This window comes from Cupriavidus sp. LA-1 (assembly GCF_055385985.1).
In genome coordinates this window covers 2,049,934-2,076,197 of record NZ_AP031388.1, presented here as the reverse complement: position 1 = coordinate 2,076,197, position 26,264 = coordinate 2,049,934, and the positions used below count along the sequence as shown (strand labels likewise).

Annotated in this window: 21 protein-coding genes; 14 read left to right on the top strand and 7 right to left on the bottom strand. The window is 68.6% G+C overall.

Annotated features, from left to right (window positions below):
* Positions 1 to 118: 118 nt before the first annotated feature.
* The gene (locus ACZ5MJ_RS28535; protein ID WP_464224302.1) at positions 119 to 1,060 is read right to left on the bottom strand and encodes a LysR family transcriptional regulator; all 942 of its coding nucleotides are present in this window, start codon (positions 1,058 to 1,060) and stop codon (positions 119 to 121) included.
* Between the two features lie 185 nt (positions 1,061 to 1,245).
* On the opposite strand from ACZ5MJ_RS28535, the gene ACZ5MJ_RS28530 reads away from it, so the two are divergent.
* A complete protein-coding gene (locus ACZ5MJ_RS28530; RefSeq protein ID WP_464224301.1) occupies positions 1,246 to 2,454 on the top strand; it encodes an FAD-dependent oxidoreductase in 1,209 nt (402 codons plus the stop codon).
* Positions 2,455 to 2,513: 59 nt separating this feature from the next.
* Entirely contained in the window at positions 2,514 to 3,590 is a 1,077-nt protein-coding gene (locus tag ACZ5MJ_RS28525) for a maleylacetate reductase (RefSeq protein ID WP_464224300.1), read from the top strand.
* 63 nt (positions 3,591 to 3,653) lie between these two features.
* Here ACZ5MJ_RS28525 and ACZ5MJ_RS28520 read toward each other — a convergent pair whose 3' ends face one another.
* Positions 3,654 to 4,745, bottom strand: a complete 1,092-nt coding sequence (locus ACZ5MJ_RS28520; RefSeq protein WP_464224299.1) for a porin — start codon at positions 4,743 to 4,745, stop codon at positions 3,654 to 3,656.
* Between the two features lie 71 nt (positions 4,746 to 4,816).
* Complete coding sequence (locus ACZ5MJ_RS28515) at positions 4,817 to 5,797, bottom strand: tripartite tricarboxylate transporter substrate binding protein (protein ID WP_464224298.1); 981 nt, start codon at positions 5,795 to 5,797, stop codon at positions 4,817 to 4,819.
* Positions 5,798 to 6,435: 638 nt separating this feature from the next.
* On the opposite strand from ACZ5MJ_RS28515, the gene ACZ5MJ_RS28510 reads away from it, so the two are divergent.
* The 5 genes from ACZ5MJ_RS28510 (at position 6,436) to ACZ5MJ_RS28490 (ending at position 11,058) form a co-directional block, all read left to right on the top strand.
* Positions 6,436 to 7,299 (top strand): branched-chain amino acid ABC transporter permease, encoded by an 864-nt coding sequence (locus tag ACZ5MJ_RS28510; protein ID WP_464224297.1) that lies wholly within the window; start codon positions 6,436 to 6,438, stop codon positions 7,297 to 7,299.
* Positions 7,300 to 7,312: 13 nt separating this feature from the next.
* Complete coding sequence (locus ACZ5MJ_RS28505; RefSeq protein ID WP_464224296.1) at positions 7,313 to 8,359, top strand: branched-chain amino acid ABC transporter permease; 1,047 nt, start codon at positions 7,313 to 7,315, stop codon at positions 8,357 to 8,359.
* Positions 8,352 to 9,116 (top strand): ABC transporter ATP-binding protein, encoded by a 765-nt coding sequence (locus ACZ5MJ_RS28500; protein ID WP_464224295.1) that lies wholly within the window; start codon positions 8,352 to 8,354, stop codon positions 9,114 to 9,116. Before ACZ5MJ_RS28505 ends, ACZ5MJ_RS28500 begins: the two co-directional genes overlap by 8 nt.
* Positions 9,103 to 9,810, top strand: a complete 708-nt coding sequence (locus ACZ5MJ_RS28495) for an ABC transporter ATP-binding protein (protein ID WP_464224293.1) — start codon at positions 9,103 to 9,105, stop codon at positions 9,808 to 9,810. The genes ACZ5MJ_RS28500 and ACZ5MJ_RS28495 overlap by 14 nt, the downstream gene beginning before the upstream one ends.
* 75 nt (positions 9,811 to 9,885) lie before the next feature.
* Positions 9,886 to 11,058 carry an ABC transporter substrate-binding protein gene (locus tag ACZ5MJ_RS28490; RefSeq protein ID WP_464224292.1) on the top strand — a complete coding sequence of 391 codons (1,173 nt, stop codon included), beginning with the start codon at positions 9,886 to 9,888 and terminating at the stop codon, positions 11,056 to 11,058.
* Between the two features lie 99 nt (positions 11,059 to 11,157).
* On the opposite strand, the gene ACZ5MJ_RS28485 is transcribed toward ACZ5MJ_RS28490, so the two are convergent.
* Together ACZ5MJ_RS28485 and ACZ5MJ_RS28480 are read right to left on the bottom strand one after the other, a co-directional pair.
* Positions 11,158 to 13,776: a DUF6600 domain-containing protein gene (locus ACZ5MJ_RS28485; RefSeq protein ID WP_464224291.1), complete on the bottom strand. Its 2,619-nt coding sequence runs from the start codon at positions 13,774 to 13,776 to the stop codon at positions 11,158 to 11,160.
* A 304-nt stretch (positions 13,777 to 14,080) separates the two neighbouring features.
* Positions 14,081 to 15,409 (bottom strand): putative bifunctional diguanylate cyclase/phosphodiesterase, encoded by a 1,329-nt coding sequence (locus tag ACZ5MJ_RS28480; RefSeq protein WP_464226634.1) that lies wholly within the window; start codon positions 15,407 to 15,409, stop codon positions 14,081 to 14,083.
* Between the two features lie 268 nt (positions 15,410 to 15,677).
* On the opposite strand from ACZ5MJ_RS28480, the gene ACZ5MJ_RS28475 reads away from it, so the two are divergent.
* The 7 genes from ACZ5MJ_RS28475 to ACZ5MJ_RS28445 all read left to right on the top strand — a co-directional run bounded on the left by ACZ5MJ_RS28475 (position 15,678) and on the right by ACZ5MJ_RS28445 (position 24,221).
* Entirely contained in the window at positions 15,678 to 17,330 is a 1,653-nt protein-coding gene (locus ACZ5MJ_RS28475) for a methyl-accepting chemotaxis protein (RefSeq protein ID WP_464226632.1), read from the top strand.
* 31 nt (positions 17,331 to 17,361) lie between these two features.
* The gene (locus tag ACZ5MJ_RS28470) at positions 17,362 to 17,838 is read left to right on the top strand and encodes a chemotaxis protein CheW (protein ID WP_464224290.1); all 477 of its coding nucleotides are present in this window, start codon (positions 17,362 to 17,364) and stop codon (positions 17,836 to 17,838) included.
* Positions 17,835 to 19,115 carry a CheR family methyltransferase gene (locus ACZ5MJ_RS28465; protein ID WP_464224288.1) on the top strand — a complete coding sequence of 427 codons (1,281 nt, stop codon included), beginning with the start codon at positions 17,835 to 17,837 and terminating at the stop codon, positions 19,113 to 19,115. The genes ACZ5MJ_RS28470 and ACZ5MJ_RS28465 overlap by 4 nt, the downstream gene beginning before the upstream one ends.
* Complete coding sequence (locus ACZ5MJ_RS28460; RefSeq protein WP_464224287.1) at positions 19,108 to 19,833, top strand: chemotaxis protein CheW; 726 nt, start codon at positions 19,108 to 19,110, stop codon at positions 19,831 to 19,833. The genes ACZ5MJ_RS28465 and ACZ5MJ_RS28460 overlap by 8 nt, the downstream gene beginning before the upstream one ends.
* Positions 19,830 to 22,106: a hybrid sensor histidine kinase/response regulator gene (locus tag ACZ5MJ_RS28455; protein WP_464224285.1), complete on the top strand. Its 2,277-nt coding sequence runs from the start codon at positions 19,830 to 19,832 to the stop codon at positions 22,104 to 22,106. The genes ACZ5MJ_RS28460 and ACZ5MJ_RS28455 overlap by 4 nt, the downstream gene beginning before the upstream one ends.
* Complete coding sequence (cheB, locus tag ACZ5MJ_RS28450) at positions 22,103 to 23,122, top strand: chemotaxis-specific protein-glutamate methyltransferase CheB (protein ID WP_464224284.1); 1,020 nt, start codon at positions 22,103 to 22,105, stop codon at positions 23,120 to 23,122. Before ACZ5MJ_RS28455 ends, cheB begins: the two co-directional genes overlap by 4 nt.
* A gap of 64 nt (positions 23,123 to 23,186) precedes the next feature.
* A complete protein-coding gene (locus tag ACZ5MJ_RS28445; protein WP_464224282.1) occupies positions 23,187 to 24,221 on the top strand; it encodes a diguanylate cyclase in 1,035 nt (344 codons plus the stop codon).
* A 61-nt stretch (positions 24,222 to 24,282) separates the two neighbouring features.
* On the opposite strand, the gene ACZ5MJ_RS28440 is transcribed toward ACZ5MJ_RS28445, so the two are convergent.
* Together ACZ5MJ_RS28440 and ACZ5MJ_RS28435 are read right to left on the bottom strand one after the other, a co-directional pair.
* Positions 24,283 to 24,585, bottom strand: coding sequence for a transcriptional regulator (locus ACZ5MJ_RS28440; protein ID WP_464226631.1), 303 nt, complete (start codon positions 24,583 to 24,585; stop codon positions 24,283 to 24,285).
* 176 nt (positions 24,586 to 24,761) lie between these two features.
* On the bottom strand, positions 24,762 to 26,264 hold the full coding sequence (locus ACZ5MJ_RS28435; protein ID WP_464224281.1) for a tripartite tricarboxylate transporter permease: 1,503 nt from the start codon (positions 26,262 to 26,264) through the stop codon (positions 24,762 to 24,764).

Genomic DNA, 26,264 nt, shown 5'->3' with positions numbered 1-26,264 from the left:
CCGGCCGGGATGCGGTTGGGCTTGGCTGGAGTATGGAAGTTGCACGACGGCGCCACCATAGCGGGACAGGAATACATGGAATGCCAATCCCGCATGGGCTCTAGCGCAGGACGGCGTCTCAGGGCCCGTCGTCGGTACTGGCGGGGTCCGCCAGCAGACTGTGAATCAGGTCGCGGAACCATTTGCTGCCAGGGTCCTTGTGAAAGCGCTCGTGCCAGAATTCGCGCACCACAAACCCCGGAATCCTGACAGGCAGCTCCAGCACCGAGGCGCCCACCAGCCGTGCGACTTCGGTACCCGCCCGCCGCGACATCGTGAACAGCGCGTCGGAGCTGGGGAGCGTGGTCAGTACGGTCAGGAAGTTCGGCAGCGTCACGGCAAAGCGGTCGGACGCGATGTTGTCCAGCAGAAAACGCTCAAGCGCCTCATAGCCGACAGGCAGCGGGGCCACGAGCGCGTGCGATGCATTCAGGTAGGTCTCTTCGGTCAGCGGCTCGCGGGCCTGCGGATGCCCGGCCCGCATCAGGCAGACGTAGTCGGTCGCGTACAGGCGGCGCTGGTAAAAGGGCGAGCGGCTGATGGCGAAGCTGCCGATCGCGACATCGGCTTCACCCGCCTCGAGCATGTCTTCCACCCCATGGCGCGGAGCGGAAACGGCACGAACGCGCACGGCCGGCGCGGCCTCCTGCAAGTGCCGCAACAACCGGGGCAGCAGGAAAGCCGCGCCGAAATCCGTGGCCACGAAGCTGAAGCTGCGCCGCGAGCTGGCCGGATCGAAATGCTCGGGGCTCTCCACGGCTTCCTGCAGCAACTGGAGCACGCTGGCGATGCGCGGGGCCAGCTCACGGGCGCGTGGCGTGGGCGACATGCCCGCCGAGGTCCGCACGAACAGCGGATCGCCAAAAAACTGCCGCAGCTTGCTGAGTGACTGGCTCATCAGCGGCTGGCTGAAGCCAAGGCTGTCGCCAGCCTGCGTCAGGCTGCGCTTGCGCAGCACGGCATCGAAGACCACTAGCAGCCGCAGGTCGAGCGAGCCGGTCAGCGCCGGATTCTTAGGCATCTTTGAAGTCCCCTCTGTTGCCTTGGCCATGACACGCGCATTCGAGTTCCGAATGGAGCCGATGCGAATCCGCATATCGACACGCCCGCGGCGCGCCGTTACCTTGCACGCAGGATTCTAGCGAGCCTTCCGGCCGCGCGGCAAACCCCATGTCCGGCGGTGCCAGCATCGATAAAGGAACCAGCATGTCATACGACCATCGCATTGCCATCGTGGGCGCCGGCCCCGTCGGCCTGACCACCGCCCTGACCCTGGCCCGCCGCGGCGTGCCCTGCGTGGTCTACGAAAGCGCCACGGAAATCCCCCGCGAACAGCGTGGCGCAGCGTTTCACCCGCCGACCCTGGAGATCTTCCGCGCGCTTGGCGTGGAGGCCAAGCTGACCCGGATGGGCATCCGCATACCAGTTTGGCAGATGCGCGACCGGCGCGACGGCGTGTTCGCCGAATTCGATCTGGGAGCACTGGCGGACGTCACCGATTTCCCCTTCCGCTTTCACCTGCCGCAGCACTACCTGTCGAGCCTGCTGCTCGATGAACTGCGCACCCTACCTGGCGTAGAGCTGCGCTTGGGCCAGGCAGTGGAGCGCGTGAGTCATGGCGACGGGCGCGCAACGCTCATGCTGCGTCATGGCGACACGGTGCAGGACGTGGCATTCCCATGGGTAGTCGGCGCCGATGGCGCGCGCAGCGTCGTGCGCAAGACGGGCGAATTTGCCTTCGAGGGCTTCACCTGGCGCGAGAAGTTCCTGGTCACCAATATAGCCATGCCGATGGAGACGCTAGGCTACACCGGCACTGTCTACGTATCCGATCCCGATCGCTGGGCGGTGGTCCTCAAGCTCTACGACGACGCGCGGCCCGATCTCTGGCGCGTGGCCATGCCAGCCGATCCCGATGAGGATGACGCCCTGCTGCTGGCGCCGGAGAACGTGCAGGCCCGCCTGCGGGAAACGCTCGGCGTGGAAATGGAATTTCCCATCGCCTATTCCGGCACGTATCGCGTGCACCAGCGTGTGGCGGATACTTTCATCAAGGGCCGCATCCTGCTGGCCGGCGACGCGGCGCACATCAACAACCCGATCGGCGGATTTGGCCTGAACGGCGGCGTACATGATGCGTACAGCCTGGGCAACAAGCTCGCTGAAGTATGGCAAGGACGCGCCGGCGCGGATCTGCTGGAGCACTACTCGCGGCAACGCCGTACCGTCGCCGTGGAGGTGGTGCAGAAGCACAGCATCCGCAACAAGAAGACCATGGAAGAACGCGATCCCGCGGTGCGCCGGCAGAACCAGCGGGCGCTGCGCGAGATCTCGTCCGATCCCGCGCGGGCGCGCGAGTTCCTGCTCGACAGCTCGATGATCAGCTCGATTCGCCGCGCGGAGTCAATTGCCTGACACGCTCTCCCGGGGCTGGCAGGCCATGGGGTCCCGGGCCATGACACCTGGAGACATGCATGCTGCAAGACCGCTTCCACTATTCACCCCTGCCCGGCCGTGTCGTGTTCGGCGCCGGATCATTGGCGGCGCTGCCCGATGAGGTGGCGCGGCTCGGCGCCGCGCGCGCGCTGGTACTGTGCACACCCGAGCAGCGCCCCCTCGCCGACCACGTGGCTCGACTACTGGGGGACCGCTGCGCCGGCGTCTTTGCCGGCGCCGTCATGCACGTGCCGATTGAAGTCGCGCGCGAAGCCCGTTCACTGGCTGCAAGCCTCGGCGCGGACTGTGCCGTGGCGGTGGGAGGCGGCTCGACCATCGGGCTGGGCAAGGCCATCGCGCTCGAATCGTCGCTGCCGATTGTTGCCGTGCCGACGACCTATGCGGGTTCCGAGATGACGCCTATCTACGGCCTGACCGAAGCCGGCGAGAAACGCACTGGCCGTGACGTGCGTGTGCTGCCGCGCAGCGTGGTCTACGACCCCGCGCTGACGGTCAGCCTGCCGGCGCGCATGAGCGCCACCAGCGGCCTCAATGCCATCGCGCACTGCGTGGAAGCCATGTACGCCGCCGATGCCAACCCCATCGCCACGCTGATGGCCGAGGAAGGCATCCGCGCGCTCGCCGATGGCCTGCCCGCCGTGATGGAGCGCCCGGACGACTTGTCCGCCCGCGCGGCTTGTCTCTATGGCGCATGGCTGGCAGGATCGGTCCTTGGCAGCTGCACAGTGGCGCTGCACCACAAGCTGTGCCATACGCTGGGCGGCATGCTGAATCTGCCGCACGCGGAAACGCATGCTGTCATCCTGCCCTACGCCGCGCAGTACAACGCCTGCGCGATGCCGCACGTGATGGCACGAATCGCCGCTGTGCTGGATAGCAGGACGGCGCCGCAGGGCCTGCACCGGCTGGCCCGCCAGCTTGGCGTACCGCAATCGCTGGCGCAACTTGGCGTGCGGCACGCGGACCTGGCCCGCGTCGCCGACCAGGCCATGCGCGCCCCCTACCCCAATCCCGCACCACTCACGCATGCCGGCACCCTGGATTTGCTTGAGCAAGCCTACGCGGGCGACGAGCCGCGCGACACGATGCAGTAGTCCGACCACCCAGGCCAGAAAAAGCCGCCGGCCCCGCCGGCGGCGGACAGCGCGGCAGGGCTATCAGAAGATATGCTTGATGCCCAGCATGGCACCGGACTGGTTGGTGCCGGGCGCGGGATTGGCCCCCGCCTGGCCGTTGCTGACCGACAGCGCGGCGTGGCCCCCGTTGTCGATAAACCCCAGCGTGGCATACACGGAAGTGCGGTGGCTGAAGGCATAGGTGACGCGCGCGGCGAACAGCCAGGACTTGTTGCTGCTGTTGTGGAAGCGCAGGTTGAAGGCTTCCGCGTCAACGCTGACGGCCGGCGTCACCGCATATGACACGCCGCCATAGAACAGGTCGCTTCGGGGCGTGGGGCTGCCCCGGTTGTCGCGTCGGATCCAGCCAAGGCCGACTCTGGAGTCGGCAATCCGCACGAAGCCGTTCAATGACAGCCGGTCATCGCGCAGGCCGCTGTCCGTCAGGCCGGCAAAGGCTCCCGGACCGCCGCGCAGTGAATCGTAGGCGGCGTTGACGACCCAGCGCCTGGCGTCGTATTGCAGCAATACCGACCACTCGCGGCAAGCCCGTGCATCAGCCGGGTTCTCGCCGGCACAGTTGGTACCGGCGGGACTGGGTCCGGCATTCACTCCATCGCGCCCGAAGCTGTACGTGGCGCCTACCGTCAACCCGCCAAAGGTTCCCTTGTAGGCTATCGCGTTGTCCGCACGGGAGTTCGCCATGTAGCTGTCCAGCGATGCCGAGCCAAAGACATTGGGGCCAAGCATGTCGGCTTCCAGGTTGGCCCAGAACGTCATGGTGTACTGGCGGCCCAGGGTCAGCTGGCCCCAGCTGCCGGAAAGCCCCACCAGCGCCTGTCGGCCGAACAGCCGGCCGCCCTGGTTCGACACGCCGCTGTCCGGACTGAAGCCAGACTCCAGCACGAAGATGGCCTTCAGGCCCTGCCCCAGGTCCTCGCTGCCGCGCATGCCCCAGCGCGACGGCACCGTCCCGGTCAGACCGGGCATGCGCGTGACGCTGTCCGACGCAGTGCCCACGTGGTTGATGAATTCAACACCCGTGTCCACCACGCCGTAGATTGTCACGGACTGTGCGACAGCAAAGGTTGGCGCGGCCGCCAGAATGGCCGCCGCGAGCTGGCTTGTTCTCATTGTCTCCTGCCTGGTTGGCTGCCAGGCGACGGCGCGTGCGGCGCCATCGCTGCGCGCCCGGCGGCGACGGCCTATTCGACCGACGCCCCCGTGGCGCGCGCAATCTCGGCCCAGCGGGCAGCGTCGCTGGCGAGGAACTTGCGGAATTCCTCGGCGCTGGTCGCGGCCAGCTCGATGTTCAGCGCGCTGAAGCGTGCCTTGACCTCAGGCGTGCGCAGCGCCCTGGTCACGGCATCATTGAGCCGGCTGACGATCTGTGGCGGCGTGCCGGCAGGCGCCAGCACCCCCAGCCACGAGGTGCTCGCATAGCCGGGCAGGCCCGACTGGGCGATGGGTGGAATCTGGGGCCGCAGCAGTGAGGCTTTGGCGCTGGTAAGGCCGAGCGCCTTGAGCTTGCCCGCCTGGATAAAGGGATCGGCCGCCGCGAGATCCGCGAACATAACCTGTGCATGGCCGGCCACCACGTCATTCAGGCCCTGCATGGTTCCCTTGTAGGGAACGTGCTTCATCCGGATCTGCGCCATCCGGTTGAACTGCTCGGCGCCCAGATGGTTGGACGTGCCTGCCCCCGACGATGCGTAATTAACCTGCTCGGGATGCTGCTTCACGTAGGTGATCAGTTCCGCCGCGGTCTTGACCGGCAGCGACGGCGTGACGACGAGCACCTGCGGCACCAAGGCCGCCAGGGACACGGGAGCAAAGTCCCGCAGCGGATCGTACCTGACGCGCGCCTTCGGGTAGACCGCAGGCGCGATCGTGAGCGAGGACGCTGCCATCAGCAGCGTGTACCCATCGGCATCCGCGCGTGCCACATATTCCGATGCCAGCATCGTGCCCGCGCCGGGGCGGTTCTCGACCACGACGGTCTGCCCGAGCATGTCCTTGAGCTTCTCGGCCAGCACGCGGCTCATCACGTCGGTAATACCGCCACTGGTAAAGGGCACGACAAGGCGAATGGGACGCGACGGATAGGTGTCGGCAAACCCGGCAACGGGTGCCAGAACGGCAAGCAGCGCGCAGGCGCACGCCAGCTTCAGAACAGGGCGTTTCATGATGCATTGTCTCCTTCGTCTTGGCTTTCGGCATCGCCAAACGTGCCCAGCCGTTATGTGAAGGCATTAGACATCGCCGGGCCCAACCGCAACAGACGCGTCGGCTAATGGCATGAATTAGCGCCTTGCATGCGAGTCGCTGGCTGGCCGGCCGGCTCCGCAGGGCCCCCCGTTAGCACTTACCCGGAGGTCCTCGGCCGGCTATTTCGCTGTGCGGAATACTGGGCCGCTTTCCTTGACGATGCCGCAAAGCGTGTGCAACAGTCGGTGAAAACGAACGATCGTGCGGGAACATGCTTCCGACACATCGTCACCGGGTGTCAGCGCCACTGTCCATGTCGACCATGGCACTGCCCGGCCAGCCGGGCGGCCGTTGCGCCGCATCGCACAGGAGACAGTCATGCAGCATCTGCAACACGCGTTTGCGCACCGGCACCGTGATCCGTACGGTGTCCGGCCTGGTGATCCTTCCCGTGCCCCGTCGGCAACGGCAGCTCGCGCCCGCGCGCCGGACCTGCCGCTCGCCTGAAGTCCCCTCCCCTTTGTTGGCACGGCAGCGCCATGCGTTGCCGGCGCCGGTCCACGCACGGCCCTGCGCCGGCGCGTGCCTGGTTTCACGAACCGCAAGAGGTACCCCTGTGGCATTGTTCCTTCAACAGTTCCTGAACGGCCTGACGCTGGGCGGCGTCTACAGCCTGGTGGCGCTTGGCCTGACGCTGGTCTACGGCATCCTGCACGTGCCCAACTTCGCGCACGGCGCGTTCTACATGGCCGGCGCCTACGTGTCGTACTACCTGATGACATCGTTCGGCGTGAACTACTGGCTGGCGATGCTGGGTGCGGCGCTGGCCGTCGCCTTGCTGTCGATGCTGGCCGACCGGCTGGTGTTCCACCCGCTGCGCAACTCGCCCGAGCTGCACGACATGATCGCCGCGATCGGCATCCTGCTGTTCCTGGAAGCCGGCGCGCAGGCGCTGTGGGGCGCGGACTTCCACCGCATGCCCACGCCCTACGGCCAGATCGTCGACGTGTTCGGTCTGACCGCGCCACTGCAGCGCCTGCTCATCATCGGCGCGGCCTTTGCGCTGATGGTGCTGCTGCACCTGTTCCTGACCCGCACCATGACCGGCGCCACCATCATGGCGATGGCGCAGAACCGCGAAGGCGCCGCGCTGGTCGGCATCGACGCCACGCGCGTAACGCTGCTGGTGTTCGCCATCTCCGGCGCGCTGGCCGCGATCGCCGCCACGCTCTACGCCCCGATCAACCTGGTCTATCCCAGCATGGGCAACCTGGTGATCACCAAGGCCTTCGTCATCATCATCCTGGGGGGCATGGGCAGCATCCCCGGCGCCATCGTCGGCGGACTGATCATCGGCATGGCCGAGAGCTTCGGCGGCTTCTACGTTTCCACCGACTACAAGGACATCATCGCCTTCGTGCTGCTGGTGGTGATCCTGTCGATCCGGCCGCAGGGCCTGTTTGCCGGCAAGGCAGCCTGAGGAGTCCCCAGACATGAAAACACTGCAAGGAAAAACCGGCTGGACGCTGCTGCTGGCACTGGCCATCGCCTTCCCGCTGATCACGCCCAACAGCTACTACCTGACCGTGATGACGCTGGCCTTCATCTACGCCATCGCCACACTCGGGCTGAACCTGATCACCGGCTACACCGGGCAGCTCAACCTGGCCCACGGCGGCTTCATGGCCATCGGCGCCTATGCGCTGGGCATCCTGACGGTGGACCACCAGGTGCCGTTCTGGCTGGCGTTCGTGCTGGCCGGCGTGATCTGCATGGCGCTGGGCTATGTGATCGGGGTGGTGTCGCTGCGCCTGAAGGGTCATTACTTCTCGATCTTCACCATGTGCGTGGGTTACATCATCTACCTGCTGATCGAAAAGTGGGAAAGCCTGACGCACGGCACGGTGGGCCTGATCGGCATCCCGGTGCCGGCCGCGATCGGGCCGCTCGGCTTTGACAGCGTGCAGGCGCAGTACTACCTGGTGCTGTTCTTCCTGGCGGTCGGCACCTTCCTGATGCACCGCATCGTCACCTCGCTGCTGGGCCGCAGCTTCCTGGCCGTGCGCAACAGCGACGCCCTGGCCGAGGCGCTGGGCATCAACCTGATGCGCACCAAGGTGCTGTCGTTCGTGCTGTCAGTGGGCTACGCCGGCTTTGCCGGTGCGCTGTACGCCGGGCAGGTGCGCTTCCTGGGGCCGGACATCGCGCGCACCGACCTGACCTTCGACATGGTGATGTCGATGCTGGTGGGCGGCATCGGCACCCTCTTCGGGCCGCTGCTGGGCGCGGTGCTGGTGCCGTGGATCACGCAGTCGCTGCAGTTCATGCAGGACTACCGCATGCTGGTATTCGGCCCGGTGCTGATCCTGCTGATCATCTTCGTGCCGGACGGCATCGTCGGTTCCTTCCTGAAGAAGCAGGCGCGCAAGGCCGCGGCCGAGCGGCGCGGCAAGCTGGCCGCGCAGTCCGCGGCACGCGTCGCTGCGCAACCCACCGCCGCCCCTGTCCCGACCACCCGAGCCGGAGCCGACCATGCTTGAGATCCGCAACCTGACCAGGAAATTCGGCGGCCTGACCGCGGTGAACGATGTCTCGGTGACCTTCGAGCAAGGCCATATCAACGCCATCATCGGCCCCAACGGCGCCGGCAAGACCACCTTCTTCAACCTGATCGCGGGCACGCATGCGCCCAGTTCCGGCCAGATCCTGTTCAAGGGCCAGGATGTGGCCGGCCTGCGCGCCGACCAGATCGCGCGCCTGGGCGTGGCCCGCACCTTCCAGGCCACGGCGCTGTTCGACCGCGCCACGGTGCTGGACAACCTGATCGTCGGCCACCGGCTGCGCACCCGCTCGGGCCTGGGCGACGTGCTGTTCAACACCCGCCGCCTGCGCGAGGAAGAGCGCCTGTGCCGCGACCAGGCCGAAGCGGCGCTGGACTTTGTCGGCCTGTCGCACCTGGCGCACGAGGTCGCCGCCGATATCACGCAGGAAGCGCGCAAGCGGGTGGCCTTTGCGCTGGCGCTGGCAACGGATCCGGAACTGCTGCTGCTCGATGAACCCGCCGGCGGCGTGAACCCGGAAGAGACCGTCGGCCTGGCCGAGCTGATCCGCAAGATGGTGCGCCATGGCAAGACCGTCTGCCTGATCGAACACAAGATGGACATGATCATGCGCCTGGCCGACAAGATCATGGTGCTGAACTACGGCGAGAAGATCGCCGAAGGCACGCCCGCGCAGATCCAGCAGGATCCGCATGTCATCGAGGCCTACCTGGGAGCCGACCATGTTGCAGCTTAAACGCGTCTCGCTGTCTTACGGCAGCTTCCGCGCGCTGGACAACGTCACCCTGCACGCCGGCGCCGGCGAGCTGGTGGTGCTGCTGGGCGCCAATGGCGCCGGCAAGAGCTCGATCTTTCTGGCGATGAGCGCGATCCACCGCATCAGCGGCGGCAGCATGCGTTTTGACGGGCGCGAGCTGTCGGGCATGAAACCGTCGCAGATCGTGCAGGCCGGGCTGGTGCACTGCCCCGAGGGCCGCAAGCTGTTCCCGGCGATGAGCGTGGAGAAGAACCTGGTGCTGGGCGCCTATGTGCACCGGCGCGACGGTGCGGGCATCCGCAAGACGCTGGCAGAGGTCTATGAACTGTTCCCGATCCTGCGGCAGAAGCAGGACGACCCCGCCGGCTCGCTGTCCGGCGGGCAGCAGCAGATGGTGGCGCTGGGCCGCGCGCTGATGAGCCGCCCGCGCGCGCTGCTGCTGGACGAGCCGTCGCTGGGGCTGGCGCCGCTGGTGGTCAAGCAGATGTTCGAGATCATCCAGCGCATCAACCGCGCCGGCACCACGGTGCTGCTGGCCGAGCAGAACGCGTATGCCGCCCTGGGCATCGCGCATCGCGCCTATGTGATCGAGAGCGGCCGCATCGTGATGGAAGGGGATCGGGATACGTTGCTGAAGGATGAGGGAATTCGGAAGGCGTATATCGGGGGATAGGCTCAGCGGGGCCGGCCTCGCGATCGCAGGACACGACCAGACATAACAAGCGCAGTACTTTCAGGAGACATAGCAATGCAAAGCAAGATCATGCGCCGTATCTTCCCGCTGGCCGCCACCGCCATGGCCGCCATGCTGGCTTCGGGTGCCGCGCTGGCGCAGGAGGTGGTCAAGATCGGCTATACCGGCCCGCTGTCCGGCGGCGCCGCGCTGTATGGCAAGAACGTGCTGTCCGGCGTGCAGATGGCCGTGGACGAGATCAATGCCGCGGGCCTGGAAGTCAAGGGCAAGAAGGTCAAGCTGGAAGTGGTGGCACTGGACGACAAGTACTCGCCCGCCGAGGCCGCCATCAACGGGCGCCGGCTGGTGCAGCAATACAAGACCCCGGCGGTGTTCGTGCCGCATTCGGGCGGCATCTTCGCGCTGCAGGCCTTCAACGAGCAGGAGAAGTTCCTGGTGATGGCCTACTCCAGCGTGCCGCGCATCACCGATGCCGGCAACAAGCTGACCATCCGCATCCCGCCGGAATACACCGGCTATATCGAGCCCTTCATCAAGGCGCAGATGAAGCGCTATGGCAAGAACGTGGCACTGGCCCCGGCGGACCATGACTACGCCAAGGCGTGGGTGCAGGCGTTCAAGCCGGCGTGGGAAGCGGCGGGCGGCAAGGTGGTGGCCAACAACCCCATGTCGTACACCAAGGCCACCGACTTCTACAGCGGCGTGTCCCGCGCGATCAGCGAGAAGCCGGACGTGATGTTTGTCGGCGGCCCGTCCGAGCCAACCGCACTGGTGGTCAAGCAGGCGCGCGAACTGGGCTTCAAGGGCGGCTTTATCGTGATGGACCAGGCCAAGATGGACGAGATGGCCAAGGTCACCAACGGCCTCGGCATGCTGGAAGGTTCGATCGGCGTGCTGCCGCTGGTCAACGACAGCCGCCCGGCCACGCAGAACTTCAACGCCAAGTACAAGAAGCTGCATGACGGGCGCGATGCCACCACCGAAATGTCACTGAACTACACCATGGTGTATGCGCTGGCCGGTGCGATGAAGCTCGCCGGCACCACCAGCGACGCCGCCGCCATCCGGGCAAAGATGCCGGATGCAGTCAAGGGCCTGGCCAAGGACGCCAACCCGAACGAGATCGAAGGCATCGATGCCAAGGGCGGGTCGGTGGCCGACACCGTGGTCGGCTGGGTGCAGAACGGCAAGATCTCGCAGGTCCGCTTGTCGGAGCTGGCAAAGTAAGCCTGGTTCAGGCACCGCGGCCCGCGGCGCCACGCCAGCACAAACCCCGGCAGGCCGCGAGGCCTGCCGGGGTTTTGCATGATTGCGGTACCGCCGCGGCTACTGCCGGCGATCGCCGTCCCGTGCCTGGCGCGCCTCCAGCTGGCCACGGTCATGCTGCACGCGTTGCTGTTGCTGCTGTTGTTGCTGGCGCTGCTGGTCCTGCTGGTGACGCTGCTGCTCCTGCATCTGCCGTTGCTGGTCCTGCTGGTGGCGCTGCTGCTCCTGCATCGCGCGTTGCTGTTCCTGCGCGGCGCGCTGCTGCTGTTCCGCCTGCTGGCGCTGCATGGACTGCTGCCGTTGCTGCTCCTGCATCTGCCGCTGCTGTTCCTGCATCTGCCGCTGCTGTGCCATCTGCTGGCGCTGGGCCGCTTCGGCCTGGCGCTGCTGGGTCTCCTGCATCTGCCGCTGCTGCTCCATGCGCTGGCGCTGCATCTCCTGGCCCTGCCGCTGCTGCTCGGCCATCTGGCGCTGGCGTTCCACCTGCTGGCGCTGCTGGTCGGCGGACTGCCGCTGCTGGGCCTCGGCCTGGCGCTGCTGAGCCTCCTGCATCTGCCGTTGTTGCTCAAAACGCTGGCGCTGCATCTCCTGGCCCTGCCGCTGCTGGTCGGCCATCTGGCGCTGGTGATCCACCTGCTGGCGTTGCTGGTCAGCGGACTGCCGCTGCTGGGCTTCTGCCTGCCGCTGCTGAGCCTCCTGCGTCTGCCGCTGCTGCTCAAAACGCTGGCGCTGCATCTCCTGCGACTGCAGGCCCGGATCAGGACGCTGCGGCTCGCGCAGTGCGCGCTGCTGTTCCATCTGCTGGCGCTGCAGTGCCTGCTGCTGGTCGCGCTGCATGGCCTGTGACTGCCGTTGGGCGTCCGCCGGTCCGCCTGGCTGGCCGGGTTGGCCGGGCTGGCCAACAAAGCCGCGCGCCTCGTCCGGCCGGGTGCTCTGGCCGCGGCCATTGCCGCGCCACGGCTCGCCCGGGGCATTCGAGTAGTTGCGATCCGCGCGCCCGTTGCCATCGGCATTCGCGCGGCCGGCGCGGGGCTGCTGCGGCGCCTGGTCATGCGCCGCGATGGCTGCCTGGCTCATGCGCACATCGGGTACCGGCCGCGCGTCGCGTCCGGGCTGCCGTTCGTTGCTGCCACGCCACGCAGGGCCCGCGCCCGGCACGACCCCACCCTCCCGCGCAAAGCGGCGGGCCAGGTCGTCCGTGGCCGGCCGGCCCGGCTGGCGGGCGGCAATGGCCTGGCGCTCGAAGCCCTGGCGGGCCTGCTGTGGCAGCGGCCGCATCGGGGCTGCCCCGACCAGGCTCGCCCTGACCGGCGCCACCGGGGGTGCACCCCGGGCTTCGCCGGCCGGCAGGTTGCGCCATTCGTCGCGATGCATGCCGCGCGCGGGCCGGCCTTCGACAAAACTGCGTGCCGGCATACCCGTGATGGCGCCTGGCACATTACGGTTGGCGTACGGAGGCGGCCGGCGGTCACCCATCACGAAGTTGTTGACGGTAACCCGGTTGATGTTGGCGACATAGGTCGGGCTGGCGCGGTAGACCGGACGGTACGCGTCGCGCGGCCCCAGCGGATACCAGGCCACGCCCGGGCCGCTGCCCACGCGCACATTCCAGCCAGGCCCACCGGCGCCGACAAAGGCCACCACCGCGGGGGCGTAGCAAGGGCGCACGTACGGCCCGGGCACCCAGCCCCAGCGCGATCCCACATAGGCCCAGCGGCCGTAGTGCGAAGGCGCAAAGCCCCATGGCTCGTCATCGATCCAGGTCCAGCCCCACGGCGCGATCCAGGCCCAGTGCCCGGCGCTGTACGGCGCCCAGCCGGCGCTGACCACGCGCGGGAACCAGACCGCGCCGTAGCCGGGGTCTTCCTGCCAGTCGCCGTAGCCATCCAGCGCGGCATAGCCTGGCATCTCGCGCGGCACATAGCGGGCCGACGGCGAGGTGTCTTCGCGCGCATCGCGCGCCGCGGTCCAGCGGTCGAAGGCGTCTTCCGGCGCGCCGCCGCCACCGGCATCGGCCAGGTCGGTACCGGCAAAGCGCATGCGGTCGCCGCGCCGCAGTTCAATCGAGCGGCTGTCGCCGTAGACCACCGCACTGCCATGGCGCATGGTCACGGTGGTGGTGCTGCCGTCGGGCGCGACGTCCAGCCGGTAATCGCCCGGCTCGCGCGGCACAAAGGCCAGGTTGGGGGTGTCGACCTCCACGGTCTGGCCCTGCGGCAGCGCGCGCACCCGCAGCTGCATCGTGCCCTGGGTCAGCTTGACCTGCGTGGCGCTGTCATCCAGGTTCAGGATGCTGGCGGCGGTGGCCCCCCCCAGCCGCATCGCCACCGTGCCGGCATGCAGCTCGGCGCGCCCGCCCTGGTCCAGCCAGAGCCGGTCGCCGGTGGTCACCGGCCGGTTCAGGCCCGTCGCGGCCCACGCATCCGAACCCGCTGGCGCAAAGCTGAGGTTGCCGTCGACGGCGGTCAGCGTGGCGATGCGCGAGGAAGGATCGGCTTGCTGGTACTGGCCGTCAGCCGCCGGCGCATCAAGATATGCCTGGCCGGGGGGAGCGGCCGGTACCTGGGCTAGTGCAGCAGCCGCCACAGCCAGGCCCGCCGCAGCGGCCAGTGCCGTCAGCACCAGCCGGCTGCGGGGCAGGCCACGAGCGGGGCCGGCGGATTGGGAAGGATCGAACATGGAAGTCAGGATCGGGACTCGACGCATAGATATAACGCTTCGGGAAAGCCCGCCGATGTCAGCGGCTACCCTAATGTCACCATACATGGCCCCGGGTGCCGCGGCACGCCTGGCGCCGCAGACTTTGTAAGCACGTATTTCGCCATGTGGCATTGCCATGCAGGCCGGATGGGGATCCCAGGCAGGCTGCGGGCGGGCGGCGGATCAGCGGGCGCGGCGCGCCGGCTGGGTCGCCGTCAAAGGTGGAAACAACTTCGGTAACCGGGCGTCGCCGCAGGAGGGGAACGGACGGTACAGAGGGGGCTCAGCGGCCGGACTGCTGGCGCAGCATTTCGGTCAGGCGCTCGGCCGGCATCGGGCGGCCATACAGGTAGCCCTGCGCCTCATGGCAGCCATTGGCGAGCAGGAAGTCGCGCTGCTCGGTGGTTTCCACGCCTTCGGCCACCACGCCGATGTGCAGGCTGGCACCCACGCTGATCACCGAGCGCACAATGGCCGCGTCGACCGGGTCCTCGGTCACGTTGCGGATAAAGGACTGGTCGATCTTGAGCCGGTCCACCGGGAACGACTTCAGGAAGCTGAGCGACGCATAGCCCGTGCCGAAGTCATCGCAGGTCAGCGTCACGCCGTCGCGGCGCAACGCCTGCAACTGGTCCGAAACCTCGTCGCCCTGCTGCAGCGCGATGGTCTCGGTGATCTCGATCTCCAGGCAGTCGGGCGCCAGCTCCAGGGCGCGCAGCACGTGACGCACCTCGGTCAGCAGGCGGCTTTCGGCGAGCTGGGCCGCGAACAGGTTGATGGCCACGCGCGGCGGCTGCGCAAACGCCAGCGACCACGCGCGCGCCTGCGCGCAGGCCGTCTGCAGCAGCCACATGCCGACATCGCTGGCGATGCTGCTGCCGGCCAGCGCGTCGATAAAGGCGGAGGGTGCCAGCAGGCCGCGGGTCGGATGGCGCCAGCGCATCAGCGCCTCGGCGCCGTGGACACGGCCGTCGCGCAGGTCGACCTGGGGCTGGTACAGCAGCTCGAACTGGCGCTGGGCATAGGCTTCGTGCAGGGCCTGCACCAGCGACAGCCGCGCGGTCACGTCCGAGCGCATCTGCGGCTTGAAGAAGCGGATGGTGCGGCCGCCGTCGTGCTTGGCACGGGCCAGCGCCAGGCTGGCGGCGGCCAGCACGTCGGAGCCCTGCTCGCCGGCGGCGGGCGTCACGCAGGCGCCGATGCTGGCCAGCACATGATGGCGGCGCCCGCCGTGCTCATGCGGGGAGGACAGCATCGACAGGATGGCCGCGCTGACATGGCGCACCAGCGTGGGGTCGGCAATGGAAGGCAGCAGCACGCCGAATTCGTCGCTGCCGATGCGGCCGATGGCGGCGTCGCGCGGCGAAGCGTCGCGCAGGCGGCGGGCCACGCGCTGCAGGATGATGTCGCCCTCGGCATGGCCATGCATGTCGTTGAAGGCGCGGAAATCGTCAATGCCGATCAACAGCAAAGCAAAACGGGGCACCGCCTCGCTTTGCAGGCGTGCCTCCAGCCGCTTCAGAAATCCCTGGCGATTGTCAACGCCGGTCAGCGGATCGAGATCCGAGCCTGGCGAGGCGCCAGCCGCCTTCGCCCCCGACTTGGCCACCATCCCTGCCCCATCTGTAATTGTCGACATTGTTACCCGCTAGCAATTTAGCAAGTGTGACGAAAACTTGGAAAAAATCAAGCAGTTCCGGTATTCGCCAAAACCCCTAGGCGCCGGCGCAACGCCGGTCATCCTGGTGTCACATTGCGCGTTGAATCGGCTACCGGCTTACAGTACCCTACCGCGCATCGGGCCGCCCGCTGCCGCCCGGGCGCCCCTGATTGCCCCCGAGCAGCGCCCCAGAGGCGGCTTTGCGGGGCAACGGCCGCTCCTGGACAAGAACCAAGAACATCATCGGGACCTCACCGTGAATGAATGGACCATCCGCACGCGCATCCTGGCAAGCTTCTCGCTGATCCTGCTTGTCATGGCACTGATGGGCGTGGTCGCCTATACCCGGCTGACCGCAATTGAACGCGGAACCGCGCTGATGCTGCAGGATGCGCTGCCCGGGCTGAATTTCAGCACCGGCATCCGCGGCGTCTGGGGCGAGCGCTACGTGCTGTCGTGGCAGACCGTCAATGCCGCCAACGAGGCCGAGCGCCGCAGCTTCCAGCAACAAAGCCAGGAGGCCGCCAGCCGCCTCGACAAGCTCGAGGAGCAGTACGCAACCTCGATCACGCGCGACGAAGACCGTATCGCCTTCAAGGGCTATCGCGACGTGCGCGCGCACTATGAACAGGCGGCCCGGATCCTGAACCGGGAGGGCGATTGGAACAGCGCCGCCGCCGCGGCCGCGCTGCGCGGCGAAGCCCACGACCGCTGGGTCGAGGCGCGCAAGGCCGCCCAGCACCTGGTGGACGACAACAGCGCCGTCAATTTGCGCGCGGCGCGCAGCATCGACGAAGCCGTCAGCGCGGCCAAGGTCGGTATCGAGGCGGCGCTGGTCGTGGCCGTGGTGGTCGCGGTGGTCTGCGGCTACCTGCTGCTGCGCGCGATCACCGTGCCGATGCAGTCGATCGTCAGCCTGCTGGCCGGCATCCGCGGCGGCGACCTGCGCCTGCGCATGGCACTGCGCCGCAAGGACGAATTCCATGAAGTGGAGGAAGGCTTCAACCAGATGACCGGCGAGCTGACCTCGCTGGTGGGCCAGGCGCAGCGCACCGCGATCCAGGTCACCACCTCGGTCAACGAGATCGCCGCCACGGCGCGCCAGCAGCAGGCCACGGCCACCGAGACTGCGGCCACCACCACGCAGATCGGCGCGACTTCGCGCGAGATCTCGGCGACGGCGCGCGACCTGGTGCGCACCATCCATGAAGTCTCCAGCGCCGCCGAGCAGGCTGCCGGGCTGGCCGGCACCGGGCAGGTGGGCCTGTCGCGCATGGAAGGCACCATGCAGCATGTGATGGATGCCGCCGGCTCGGTCAATGCCAAGCTGGCCACGCTCAACGAGAAGGCCGGCAATATCAACCAGGTGGTGACCACCATTGCCAAGGTCGCCGACCAGACCAACCTGCTGTCGCTGAACGCCGCGATCGAGGCCGAGAAAGCCGGCGAGTACGGCCGCGGCTTCGCGGTGGTGGCGACCGAGATCCGGCGCCTGGCCGACCAGACCGCGGTGGCCACCTACGACATCGAGCAGATGGTGCGCGAGATCCAGTCGGCGGTGTCGGCCGGCGTGATGGGCATGGACAAGTTCTCGGAGGAAGTGCGCCGCGGCATGTCCGATGTCACGCAGGTGGGCGACCAGCTGTCGCAGATCATCGCCCAGGTGCAGTCGCTGGCGCCGCGCGTGCTGATGGTCAATGAAGGCATGCAGGCCCAGGCCGGCGGCGCCGAACAGATCAACCAGGCGCTGATGCAGCTGTCCGAGGCCGCCCAGCAGACGGTGGAGTCGCTGCGCCAGTCGGGCCAGGCGATCGACGAACTGACGCTGGTCGCCAACGACCTGCGCAGCGGCGTCTCGCGCTTCAAGGTCTAGGCCCCGCCACCGGGCCCCGCGCATCGCCGCCATGAAGCTTTTCCTGCTGTTCCGCCTCGGCGCTGACCACTACGCGCTCGATGCCACCGAGGTGGCCGAGGTGCTGCCGCTCACGCGCCTGAAGCAGATCCCCGGCGCGCCGGCGTGGGTCGCGGGCCTGATGGAGCGGCGCGGCCAGCCGGTGCCAGTGATCGACCTGCCCGCGCTGGCCACCGGCGTGCCGGCGGCACTGCGCACCAGCACGCGCACGGTGCTGGTCCATTACCGCCGCCATGGCGGCGAGCCCGGCCGGCTGCTCGGCCTGCGCCTGGAATCCGCCACGCAGACACTGCGCTGCCCGCCGGAGTCGTTCGTCGACGGCGGCATCGCCGGCGCCAGCCCGCGCTACCTGGGGCCGGTGCGCAACGACGCGCGCGGCCTGGTGCAATGGGTCCGGGTCGAGGCCCTGCTGCCGGACGACGTCCATGCCATGCTGTTCGCCGACACCGCCGCGGAGGCCGCGCCATGAGCACTGCCGAGCACATCGAGGCCCTGCTGAAAGCGCGCATCGGCCTGGATGCCGGCGCCATCGGCACCGGCGCGGTGGCGCGCGCCGTGCGCGAACGCCAGCAGGCACGGCAGGCGCCCGACACCCAGGTGTACTGGGACCTGCTGCAAGGCACCGCCGACGAATTCCAGGCGCTGATCGAGGCCGTGGTGGTGCCCGAGACCTGGTTCTTCCGCCATCGCGAAGCCCTGCTCGCGCTGGGCCGCTTTGCCGCCGAGCGTGCCTTTGCCGACAGCCGGCGCACGCTGCGCCTGCTGAGCCTGCCCTGCTCCACCGGCGAAGAGCCCTATTCGATCGCCATGGCGCTGCTCGATGCCGGCGTGCCGCCCGGGCGCTTCTATATTGATGCGGTGGACATCAGCGCCCGCGCGCTGGCGCACGCGCGCCAGGGTGCATACGGCGCCAATGCCTTCCGCAGCGCGCCGCTCGATTTCCGCGACCGCTATTTCAGCGCCACACCCGCCGGCTACGTGCTGGATGCGCGCGTGCGCACGCAGGTGCGGCTGCTGCAGGGCAACCTGGTCGAGCCCGGCCTGCTGGCGGGCGAGGCGCCCTATGACTTTGTGTTCTGCCGCAACCTGCTGATCTACTTCGACGCGCCCGGGCAACGGCAAGCCGTACAGACGCTGGCGCGCCTGACCATGGACGATGGCCTGCTCTTCGTCGGACCCGCTGAGGCCAGCGTGCTGAGCGCGCAAGGGCTGGAGCCGGTCGGCATGCCGCTGACCTTTGCCTTTCGCAAGCCGGCGCCCACGGCACCGCGAGCAAGCGCCCCGGCCCGGCCCCCCGTGCACACCACGCAGCCGCCCCGCATGGCGGCTCCGCCGCGGCTGCCCATGCCACCGGCCTCGATGCGCCCCGCCGTCGTGCGCGCGCCCATGGCCGCGGCACGCCCGGCCGCGGCCGATGCGCGCCGCGAGGCGCTGGCCGGCATCGCGGCCATGGCCGACCGCGGCGAACTGGAGGCGGCCAGCGCCGCGTGCCTGGCGCTGCTCGACCGGGCCGCACCGGATACCGCCGCCGATGCCGACGCCTACTGCATGCTCGGCGTGCTGCACGACGCCGCCGGCCGCGCCGCGCAGGCCCACGCCGCCTACCGCAAGGCGCTGTACCTGGATCCGGCGCACCAGGAAAGCCTGTATCACCTGGCCGCGCTGCTCGATACCGAAGGCGACCATGACGGCGCCACGCGCCTGCGCCAGCGCGCGCAGCGCCACACCCGCAAGCACCATGGCTGAGATCCAGGCCCCCCTTCCAGCCACCCCCGCGGCCACCCTGGCGCGCACGGACGGCATCGATGACTGCTGGCGGCGCATCGGCGTGCGCGGCGACGGCAGCTGCCCGGCGCTGGCCGAGCATGCCCACTGCCGCAACTGCCCGACCTACGCGCAGGCCGCCGCCATGCTGCTGGACACCCGGCAGCTGGAACAGGCGCTGCAGGAACTGCCGGAGGCCGCCAGCCTCAGCGGCGTCGTCGACGACGAGGACACCGCCGCGCAACGTGGCGCCGCGCTGGCCTGCCTCGTGTTCCGCATCGGCGATGAATGGCTGGCGCTGCCGACTGCCGCGCTGGGCGAGGTCACCGCGCCCTGCCCGGTCCATTCGCTGCCGCACCGGCGCGATGCCGCCGTGCTGGGACTGGCCGCGGTGCGCGGCAACCTGCTGGCCTGCCTGTCGCTGGCACGGCTGTTCGAAGTCGACGCGGCCCACGGCGATGGCCATGCCAGCGGCAGCCGCTTCCTGATTCTCGGCCAGGGCCGTGCCGCGATCGCGCTGCCGGTGGCCGAGGTGGCCGGCATCGCCCGCGTGCCCAGGGCCGCGCTGCTGGCGCTGCCCGCCACCATGGCGCGAGCCTCGGCACGCTATACGCAGGCGCTGTTTCTCGACCAGGGCCGCAGCGTCGGGCTGCTCGATGCGGCGCAGGTGCGCCAGGCCCTGGCACGGAGCCTGGCATGAATTCCGAGCAATTGCGCGATGCCTCGCTGCTCGAGCTGTTCGCGCTCGAAGCCGATTCCCAGGTCGAAATCCTCAATGCCGGGCTGCTGGCGCTGGAGCGCAACCCGGGCGCGCCCGAGCAGCTGGAGGCGTGCATGCGCGCGGCCCACTCGCTCAAGGGCGCGGCCCGCATCGTCGGGCTCGATGGCGGCGTGCGGGTGGCGCATGCCATGGAAGACTGCCTGGTCGCCGCCCAGGGCGGCATGCCGCTGGGCGCCGCGCATATCGATGCGCTGCTGCAAGGCACTGACCTGCTGCTGCGCATCGGCCATCCGCCCGGCGGCGACCCGGGCTGGGCCGACCACGCCGGCCGCGCCCAGATCGATGCCGTGATACAGCGGCTGGGCTCCCTCGATGGCGGCGCAGCGCCCGCAGCGGCACCCATGGCGCCTGCCCCAACGCCCGAGCCAGCACCAGCCCTGGCCCTGGACGCCGAGCCCGAAGCGCCGGCACCGCTGGCCGGGGACCTCCACGAGCGCATGCTGCGCGTCAATGCCGATGCGCTCGACCAGCTGCTGGCGCTGTCGGGCGAGGCCATGGTCGAATCGCACTGGCTGCGCCCCTTCGGCAAAGCGCTGCAGAAGACGCGGCGGCAGCAGGCACGCGCGCTGCGCGCCACCGACGCGCTGCAGCAGGCCCTGCACGATGCGCTGGATGGCAACGGCGCCGGCGCGGCACAGGCCGCGCTGGCCGAGCTGCGCCAGTTGCTGGACGATGGCCAGCAGCAGCTGGCCGCACGGCTGGAGGAGTTCGACCAGTACGATCATCGTGCCACGCGGCTGGCACGCCGGCTCTATGACAGCGCGCTGGCCTCGCGCATGCGCCCGCTGGCTGACGGGCTGACCGGCTACGCGCGCATGGTGCGCGACCTCGGCCGCTCCCTGGGCAAATCGGTGCACCTGGAACTGGCCGGCGCCGGCACGCAGGTCGACCGCGACATCCTGGAAGCCCTGGACGCGCCGCTGGCGCACCTGCTGCGCAATGCGGTCGACCACGGCATCGAACCGCCCGAGGTGCGCCTGGCGCGGGGCAAGCCGGCGGAGGGCCGCGTCACGCTGCAGGCGCGCCACAACGCGGGCCGGCTGCTGATCGAGATCTTTGACGACGGCGCCGGCGTCGACCTGGAAGCGCTGCGGCGCGCCATCGTGCGGCGCCGGCTGGCCTCGGAAGACACCGCGGCGCGGATGTCGCAGGCAGAGTTGCTCGACTTCCTGCTGCTGCCGGGCTTCAGCATGCGCGACACTGTCTCCGAGGTCTCCGGCCGCGGCGTCGGCCTCGATGCCGTGCAGGAGATGGTGCGCCGCGTGCGCGGCACCCTGCGCCTGACGCAGCAGCCGGGGCAGGGCCTGCACTTCTGGCTGGAGCTGCCGCTGACCTTGTCGGTGGTGCGCACGCTGATGGTGGAGGTCGCGGGCGAGGCCTATGCCTTCCCGCTGGGCCGCGTGCTGCGTGCCACCTCGGTGGCGCGCAGCGAGATCGAGCAGACCGAGGGCCACCAGCATTTCCGCCACGAAGGCCGCGCCATCGGGCTGGTCAGCGCGGCGCAGGTGCTGCAGCGCCCTGAGACCGACGCCGCCAGCGAGCGCGAGCAGGTGCCGGTGGTGGTCATCGGCGAGGCCGAGCGCATCTATGGCCTTGCCGTCGACCGCATGCTGGGCGAGCGCCTGCTGGTCGTGCAGCCGCTGCCCGCGGCGCTGGGCAAGGTCCGCGACATCGCCGCCGGCAGCCTCACCGACGACGGCACACCGGTGCTGATCTTCGATGTCGAGGACGTGATCCGCTCGGTGGAAAAGCTGGTGTCCGAAGGCCGCATCGAAGGCGTGCGCCAGGCGGCCACGGCCAGCGTGCAGGTGCGCGCGCGGCGCGTGCTGGTGGTGGACGACTCGCTCACCGTGCGCGAGCTGCAGCGCAAGCTGCTGGCCGGGCGCGGCTATGATGTGGCGGTGGCGGTCGACGGCATGGACGGCTGGAACGTGCTGCGTGCCGAGCCGTTCGACCTGGTCATCACCGATATCGACATGCCGCGCATGGACGGGATCGAACTGGTGCGCAGGATCCGGCAGGACGCCGCGCTGCGGCAGCTGCCGGTGATGGTGGTGTCGTACAAGGACCGCGAGCAGGACCGCCAGCGCGGCCTGGAGGCCGGCGCGGACTATTATCTGGCCAAGGGCAGTTTCCATGACGCCGCGTTGCTCGACGCGGTCCAGGACCTGATCGGCGAGGCACGTCCATGAAAATCGGCATCGTCAACGACTCGGCGCTTGCGGTAGCCGCACTGCGCCGCGCGCTTGCACTGGATCCGTCGTTCCAGATCGCATGGGTTGCCGGCGACGGCGAACAGGCGGTGCAGATGGCCGCGCGCCAGACCCCGGACCTGATCCTGATGGACCTGCTGATGCCGGTCATGGACGGGGTCGAGGCCACGCGCCGGATCATGGCCGCCACGCCCTGCGCGATCGTGGTGGTGACCATGGACCTGGGCCGCAATGCCTCGCAGGTCTTCGATGCCATGGGCCATGGCGCCATCGACGCGGTCGACACCCCCACGCTGGCCGAACCCGACGCGCAGCTTGCCGCCGGGCCGCTGCTGCGCAAGCTGCGCAATATCGGCCGCCTGCTGGCCGGCCGGGTGGCCCCCCAGCACACGCTCACGGCGCCCCCGCGCGCCGTCACCGCGCCGCGGCTGGTGGCGATCGGCGCCTCCGCCGGCGGCCCGGCCGCGCTGGCCACCCTGCTGGGGGCGCTGCCGGCGGACTTCGGCGCCGCGGTGGTGGCCGTGCAGCATGTGGACGAGGCCTTTGCCACCGGCATGGCCGACTGGCTCGACGGGCAGTGTGCGCTGCCGGTGCGCATTGCCCGCGCCGGCGAGGCGCCCAAGGCCGGCACCGTCCTGCTGGCAGGCACCAACGACCACCTGCGCCTGGCCAGTCCCACGCGCATGGCCTACACCGAGCAGCCCTGCGACTACCTGTACCGCCCCTCCATCGACGTGTTCTTCGAAAGCGTGGTGGAGCACTGGCGCGGCGACGTGATCGGCGTGCTGCTCACCGGCATGGGCCGCGACGGCGCGCTGGGCCTGAAGGCAATGCGTGACCGCGGCTACCTGACCATCGCCCAGGACCGCGCCACCAGCGCCGTGTACGGCATGCCCAAGGCCGCCGCCGCCATGGGCGCGGCCGCGGAGATCCTGCCGCTGCCGCGCATCGCCCCACGGCTGGTGCAGGCATGCGGTCACGCGGCACCGTCCTGAGCCAGCCCGACAGAATGCAATGGGTCCCGGCCGGCACCGGGACCGTCACACCCAGGAACTGAACATGCAACCCGAATCACCCAAGCAACCCGCAGCGCATGCTCTTGCGGCGGCCCCCGACAGGCAAGGCTACCTTGCCATGGTGCTGCTGGTGGACGACCAGGCCATGGTCGGAGAAGCCGTGCGCCGCGCGCTCTCCACGGAGTCCGATATCGACTTCCACTACTGCTCACAGCCCGACGAGGCGGTGGCGGTGGCGCAGCGCACCAAGCCCACCGTGATCCTGCAGGACCTGGTGATGCCGGGCGTGGACGGCCTGACGCTGGTGCAACGCTATCGCGAGAACCCTGCCACGCGCGACATCCCGATCATCGTGCTGTCGACCAAGGAAGAGGCCGCGACCAAGGGCGCGGCGTTTGCCGCCGGTGCCAATGACTACCTGGTCAAGCTGCCCGACAGCATCGAGCTGATTGCGCGCATCCGCTACCACTCGCGCTCGTACCTGAACCTGCTGCAGCGCGACGAAGCCTACCGCGCGCTGCGGCAAAGCCAGCAGCAACTGCTCGAAACCAACCTGGAGCTGCAGCGCCTGACCAATTCGGATGGCCTGACCGGCTTGTCCAACCGGCGCTTTTTCGATGAATACCTGGGCGCGGAATGGCGCCGTGCGCTGCGCGAGCGCTCCCAGCTGGCGCTGCTGATGATCGATGTCGACGCGTTCAAGGCCTACAACGACACCTACGGCCATGTCGCCGGTGACGAGGTGCTGCGGCGCGTGGCCTTGGTGATTCGCGAAAATTGCACGCGCGCCACCGACCTGCCCGCGCGCTTCGGCGGCGAGGAGTTCGCCATGGTGCTGCCCTTGACCTCGCCAGGCGGCGTGCGCCTGCTGGCCGAGAAAGTGCGGCGTGCCGTGCAGGCGCTGGCCATCGCGCACAGCGGTTCGCTCACCGCCGACTGCGTCACGGTCAGCATCGGCGGCGCCGTGCTGGTGCCACAGCCCGACGAGCCCTCGAGCCGGCTGGTCGAAGCGGCCGATATCGGCCTCTACCAGGCCAAGCGCAATGGCCGCAACCAGGTGATGATGTCGCCAGCCTGAGTCGGCGTTCCGGCGCCTGTCTCGCCCATGGGTTCATACCCGCCGGGGCGATTGACTGCCGCTACTTTTTTTCCGCCGGCTCCAGGTCCGCCTTCAGCACGGCCAGCTGCGCCATATAGGCCTCCAGCTCCGCCCGCCCTTGCTCGGTGATGCAGTACACGCGGCCGCTGCCCTCGACCAGCTCGGCCGTGATGGCCCGCGCCATCAGCAGGCTGCGCAAGATCGGCCGCAGCGAGCGGATATTCTTCTCGATGCCGCGCTCGCGCAAGCGGTCGACGAGGCTCAGGACCGTGGACGGGCTCGACTGGACGAGCTTGAGGACATAGATGCGTGAGAAAAACCGGTCAAAGGTAGGCGGTTTCATGGGCGCTGTCGGCGCACCCGATGGTGCGGGAATCGTGATCATCATGCGCAGCCCATGACTGCTGCCGCAGTCGGGCACTCTCTGTCGTAAAAAGAAAAAAGGGGTGCACGAAGGCACCCCGAATGCTTGCGTTGTGTGCGCCGTTGCTGCCGGCGCAATTCCGGGGCGTCCGGACGCTATTCTTCCTGGAACGCTTCTTCTCGCTTGGCCTTGATCGAAGGCAGAGCCACCACCGCCACCAGTGCCGCGGCGGCAATCAGCAGGCCCATCGACAGCGGGCGCGTCACGAACACGGTGAAGTCACCACGCGACAGCAGCAGCGAGCGGCGGAAATTTTCTTCCATCATCGGCCCCAGCACGAAGCCCAGCAGCAGCGGCGCGGGTTCGCACTTGAGCTTCAGGAACAGGTAGCCGATGATGCCGAAGCCAGCCGCCATGAACACGTCGAAGGTCTGGTTGTTGACCGAGTACACGCCAATGCCGCAGAACACAAGAATGGCCGGATACAGGAAGCGGTACGGCACGGTCAGCAGCTTCACCCACACGCCGATCATCGGCAGGTTCAGGATGATGAGCATCAGGTTGCCGATCCACATCGAGGCGATCAGGCCCCAGAACAGCGCCGGGTTGCTGGTCATCACCTGCGGGCCGGGCTGGATGTTGTGGATGGTCATCGCACCCACCATCAGCGCCATCACCGCGTTGGGCGGAATGCCCAGCGTCAGCAGCGGGATGAAGGAGGTCTGCGCCGCGGCGTTGTTGGCCGATTCCGGACCCGCCACGCCTTCGATCGCACCCTTGCCGAACTCATGCGAGTACTTCGAGGTCTTCTTTTCCAGCGAGTAGGCTGCAAACGAAGCCAGCGCCGCACCACCGCCCGGCAGGATACCCAGGGCCGAGCCCAGGAACGTGCCGCGCAGCACGGCCGGAGCCATGCGCTTGAAGTCTTCCTTGGTCGGCCACAGGTTCGTCACGTTATCGGTGAACGTCTCACGGGCTTCCTTCTGCTCGAGGTTCGCGATGATTTCCGCGAAGCCGAACATGCCCATGGCCAGCGCCACGAAGTCGATGCCGTCGGTCAGTTCCGGCACGTCGAACGAGAAGCGCGCGGCGCCCGAGTTCACGTCGGTACCGATCAGCCCCATCAGCAGGCCCAGCACGATCATGGCCACGGCCTTCGGCAGCGAGCCCGAGGCCAGCACCACAGCACCGATCAGGCCCAGGCACATCAGCGAGAAGTACTCGGCGGGGCCGAACTTGAACGCCAGTTCCGACAGCGGCGTGGCAAAGGCAGCCAGGATCAGCGTAGCGACGCAGCCGGCGAAGAACGAGCCGAGACCGGCGGTGGCCAGTGCCACGCCCGCTCGCCCTCGCCTTGCCATCTGGTAGCCATCGATGGTTGTCACCACCGACGACGATTCACCGGGCAGGTTGACCAGGATGGCGGTGGTCGAGCCGCCGTACTGGGCGCCGTAGTAGATACCGGCCAGCATGATCAGCGCGGCCACCGGCGGCAGCGTGTAGGTCACCGGCAGCAGCATGGCGATGGTGGCCAGCGGCCCCAGGCCCGGCAGCACGCCGATGAGGGTACCCAGCACGCAGCCCAGGAAGGCGTAGGCAAGGTTTTGCAGCGACAGCGCCGTGGAGAATCCCAGCGCGAGGTGATCAAGTAATTCCAT

Excerpts from the sequence above, each read along its gene's own strand:
- ACZ5MJ_RS28535 (WP_464224302.1), bottom strand. The coding sequence starts at position 1,060 with ATGCCTAAGAATCCGGCGCTGACCGGCTCGCTCGACCTGCGGCTGCTA.
- ACZ5MJ_RS28530 (WP_464224301.1), top strand. The coding sequence starts at position 1,246 with ATGTCATACGACCATCGCATTGCCATCGTGGGCGCCGGCCCCGTCGGC.
- ACZ5MJ_RS28525 (WP_464224300.1), top strand. The coding sequence starts at position 2,514 with ATGCTGCAAGACCGCTTCCACTATTCACCCCTGCCCGGCCGTGTCGTG.
- ACZ5MJ_RS28520 (WP_464224299.1), bottom strand. The coding sequence starts at position 4,745 with ATGAGAACAAGCCAGCTCGCGGCGGCCATTCTGGCGGCCGCGCCAACC.
- ACZ5MJ_RS28515 (WP_464224298.1), bottom strand. The coding sequence starts at position 5,797 with ATGAAACGCCCTGTTCTGAAGCTGGCGTGCGCCTGCGCGCTGCTTGCC.
- ACZ5MJ_RS28505 (WP_464224296.1), top strand. The coding sequence starts at position 7,313 with ATGAAAACACTGCAAGGAAAAACCGGCTGGACGCTGCTGCTGGCACTG.
- ACZ5MJ_RS28500 (WP_464224295.1), top strand. The coding sequence starts at position 8,352 with ATGCTTGAGATCCGCAACCTGACCAGGAAATTCGGCGGCCTGACCGCG.
- ACZ5MJ_RS28495 (WP_464224293.1), top strand. The coding sequence starts at position 9,103 with ATGTTGCAGCTTAAACGCGTCTCGCTGTCTTACGGCAGCTTCCGCGCG.
- ACZ5MJ_RS28490 (WP_464224292.1), top strand. The coding sequence starts at position 9,886 with ATGCAAAGCAAGATCATGCGCCGTATCTTCCCGCTGGCCGCCACCGCC.
- ACZ5MJ_RS28485 (WP_464224291.1), bottom strand. The coding sequence starts at position 13,776 with ATGTTCGATCCTTCCCAATCCGCCGGCCCCGCTCGTGGCCTGCCCCGC.
- ACZ5MJ_RS28480 (WP_464226634.1), bottom strand. The coding sequence starts at position 15,409 with ATGGTGGCCAAGTCGGGGGCGAAGGCGGCTGGCGCCTCGCCAGGCTCG.
- ACZ5MJ_RS28470 (WP_464224290.1), top strand. The coding sequence starts at position 17,362 with ATGAAGCTTTTCCTGCTGTTCCGCCTCGGCGCTGACCACTACGCGCTC.
- ACZ5MJ_RS28465 (WP_464224288.1), top strand. The coding sequence starts at position 17,835 with ATGAGCACTGCCGAGCACATCGAGGCCCTGCTGAAAGCGCGCATCGGC.
- ACZ5MJ_RS28460 (WP_464224287.1), top strand. The coding sequence starts at position 19,108 with ATGGCTGAGATCCAGGCCCCCCTTCCAGCCACCCCCGCGGCCACCCTG.
- ACZ5MJ_RS28455 (WP_464224285.1), top strand. The coding sequence starts at position 19,830 with ATGAATTCCGAGCAATTGCGCGATGCCTCGCTGCTCGAGCTGTTCGCG.
- cheB (WP_464224284.1), top strand. The coding sequence starts at position 22,103 with ATGAAAATCGGCATCGTCAACGACTCGGCGCTTGCGGTAGCCGCACTG.
- ACZ5MJ_RS28445 (WP_464224282.1), top strand. The coding sequence starts at position 23,187 with ATGCAACCCGAATCACCCAAGCAACCCGCAGCGCATGCTCTTGCGGCG.
- ACZ5MJ_RS28440 (WP_464226631.1), bottom strand. The coding sequence starts at position 24,585 with ATGAAACCGCCTACCTTTGACCGGTTTTTCTCACGCATCTATGTCCTC.
- ACZ5MJ_RS28435 (WP_464224281.1), bottom strand. The coding sequence starts at position 26,264 with ATGGAATTACTTGATCACCTCGCGCTGGGATTCTCCACGGCGCTGTCG.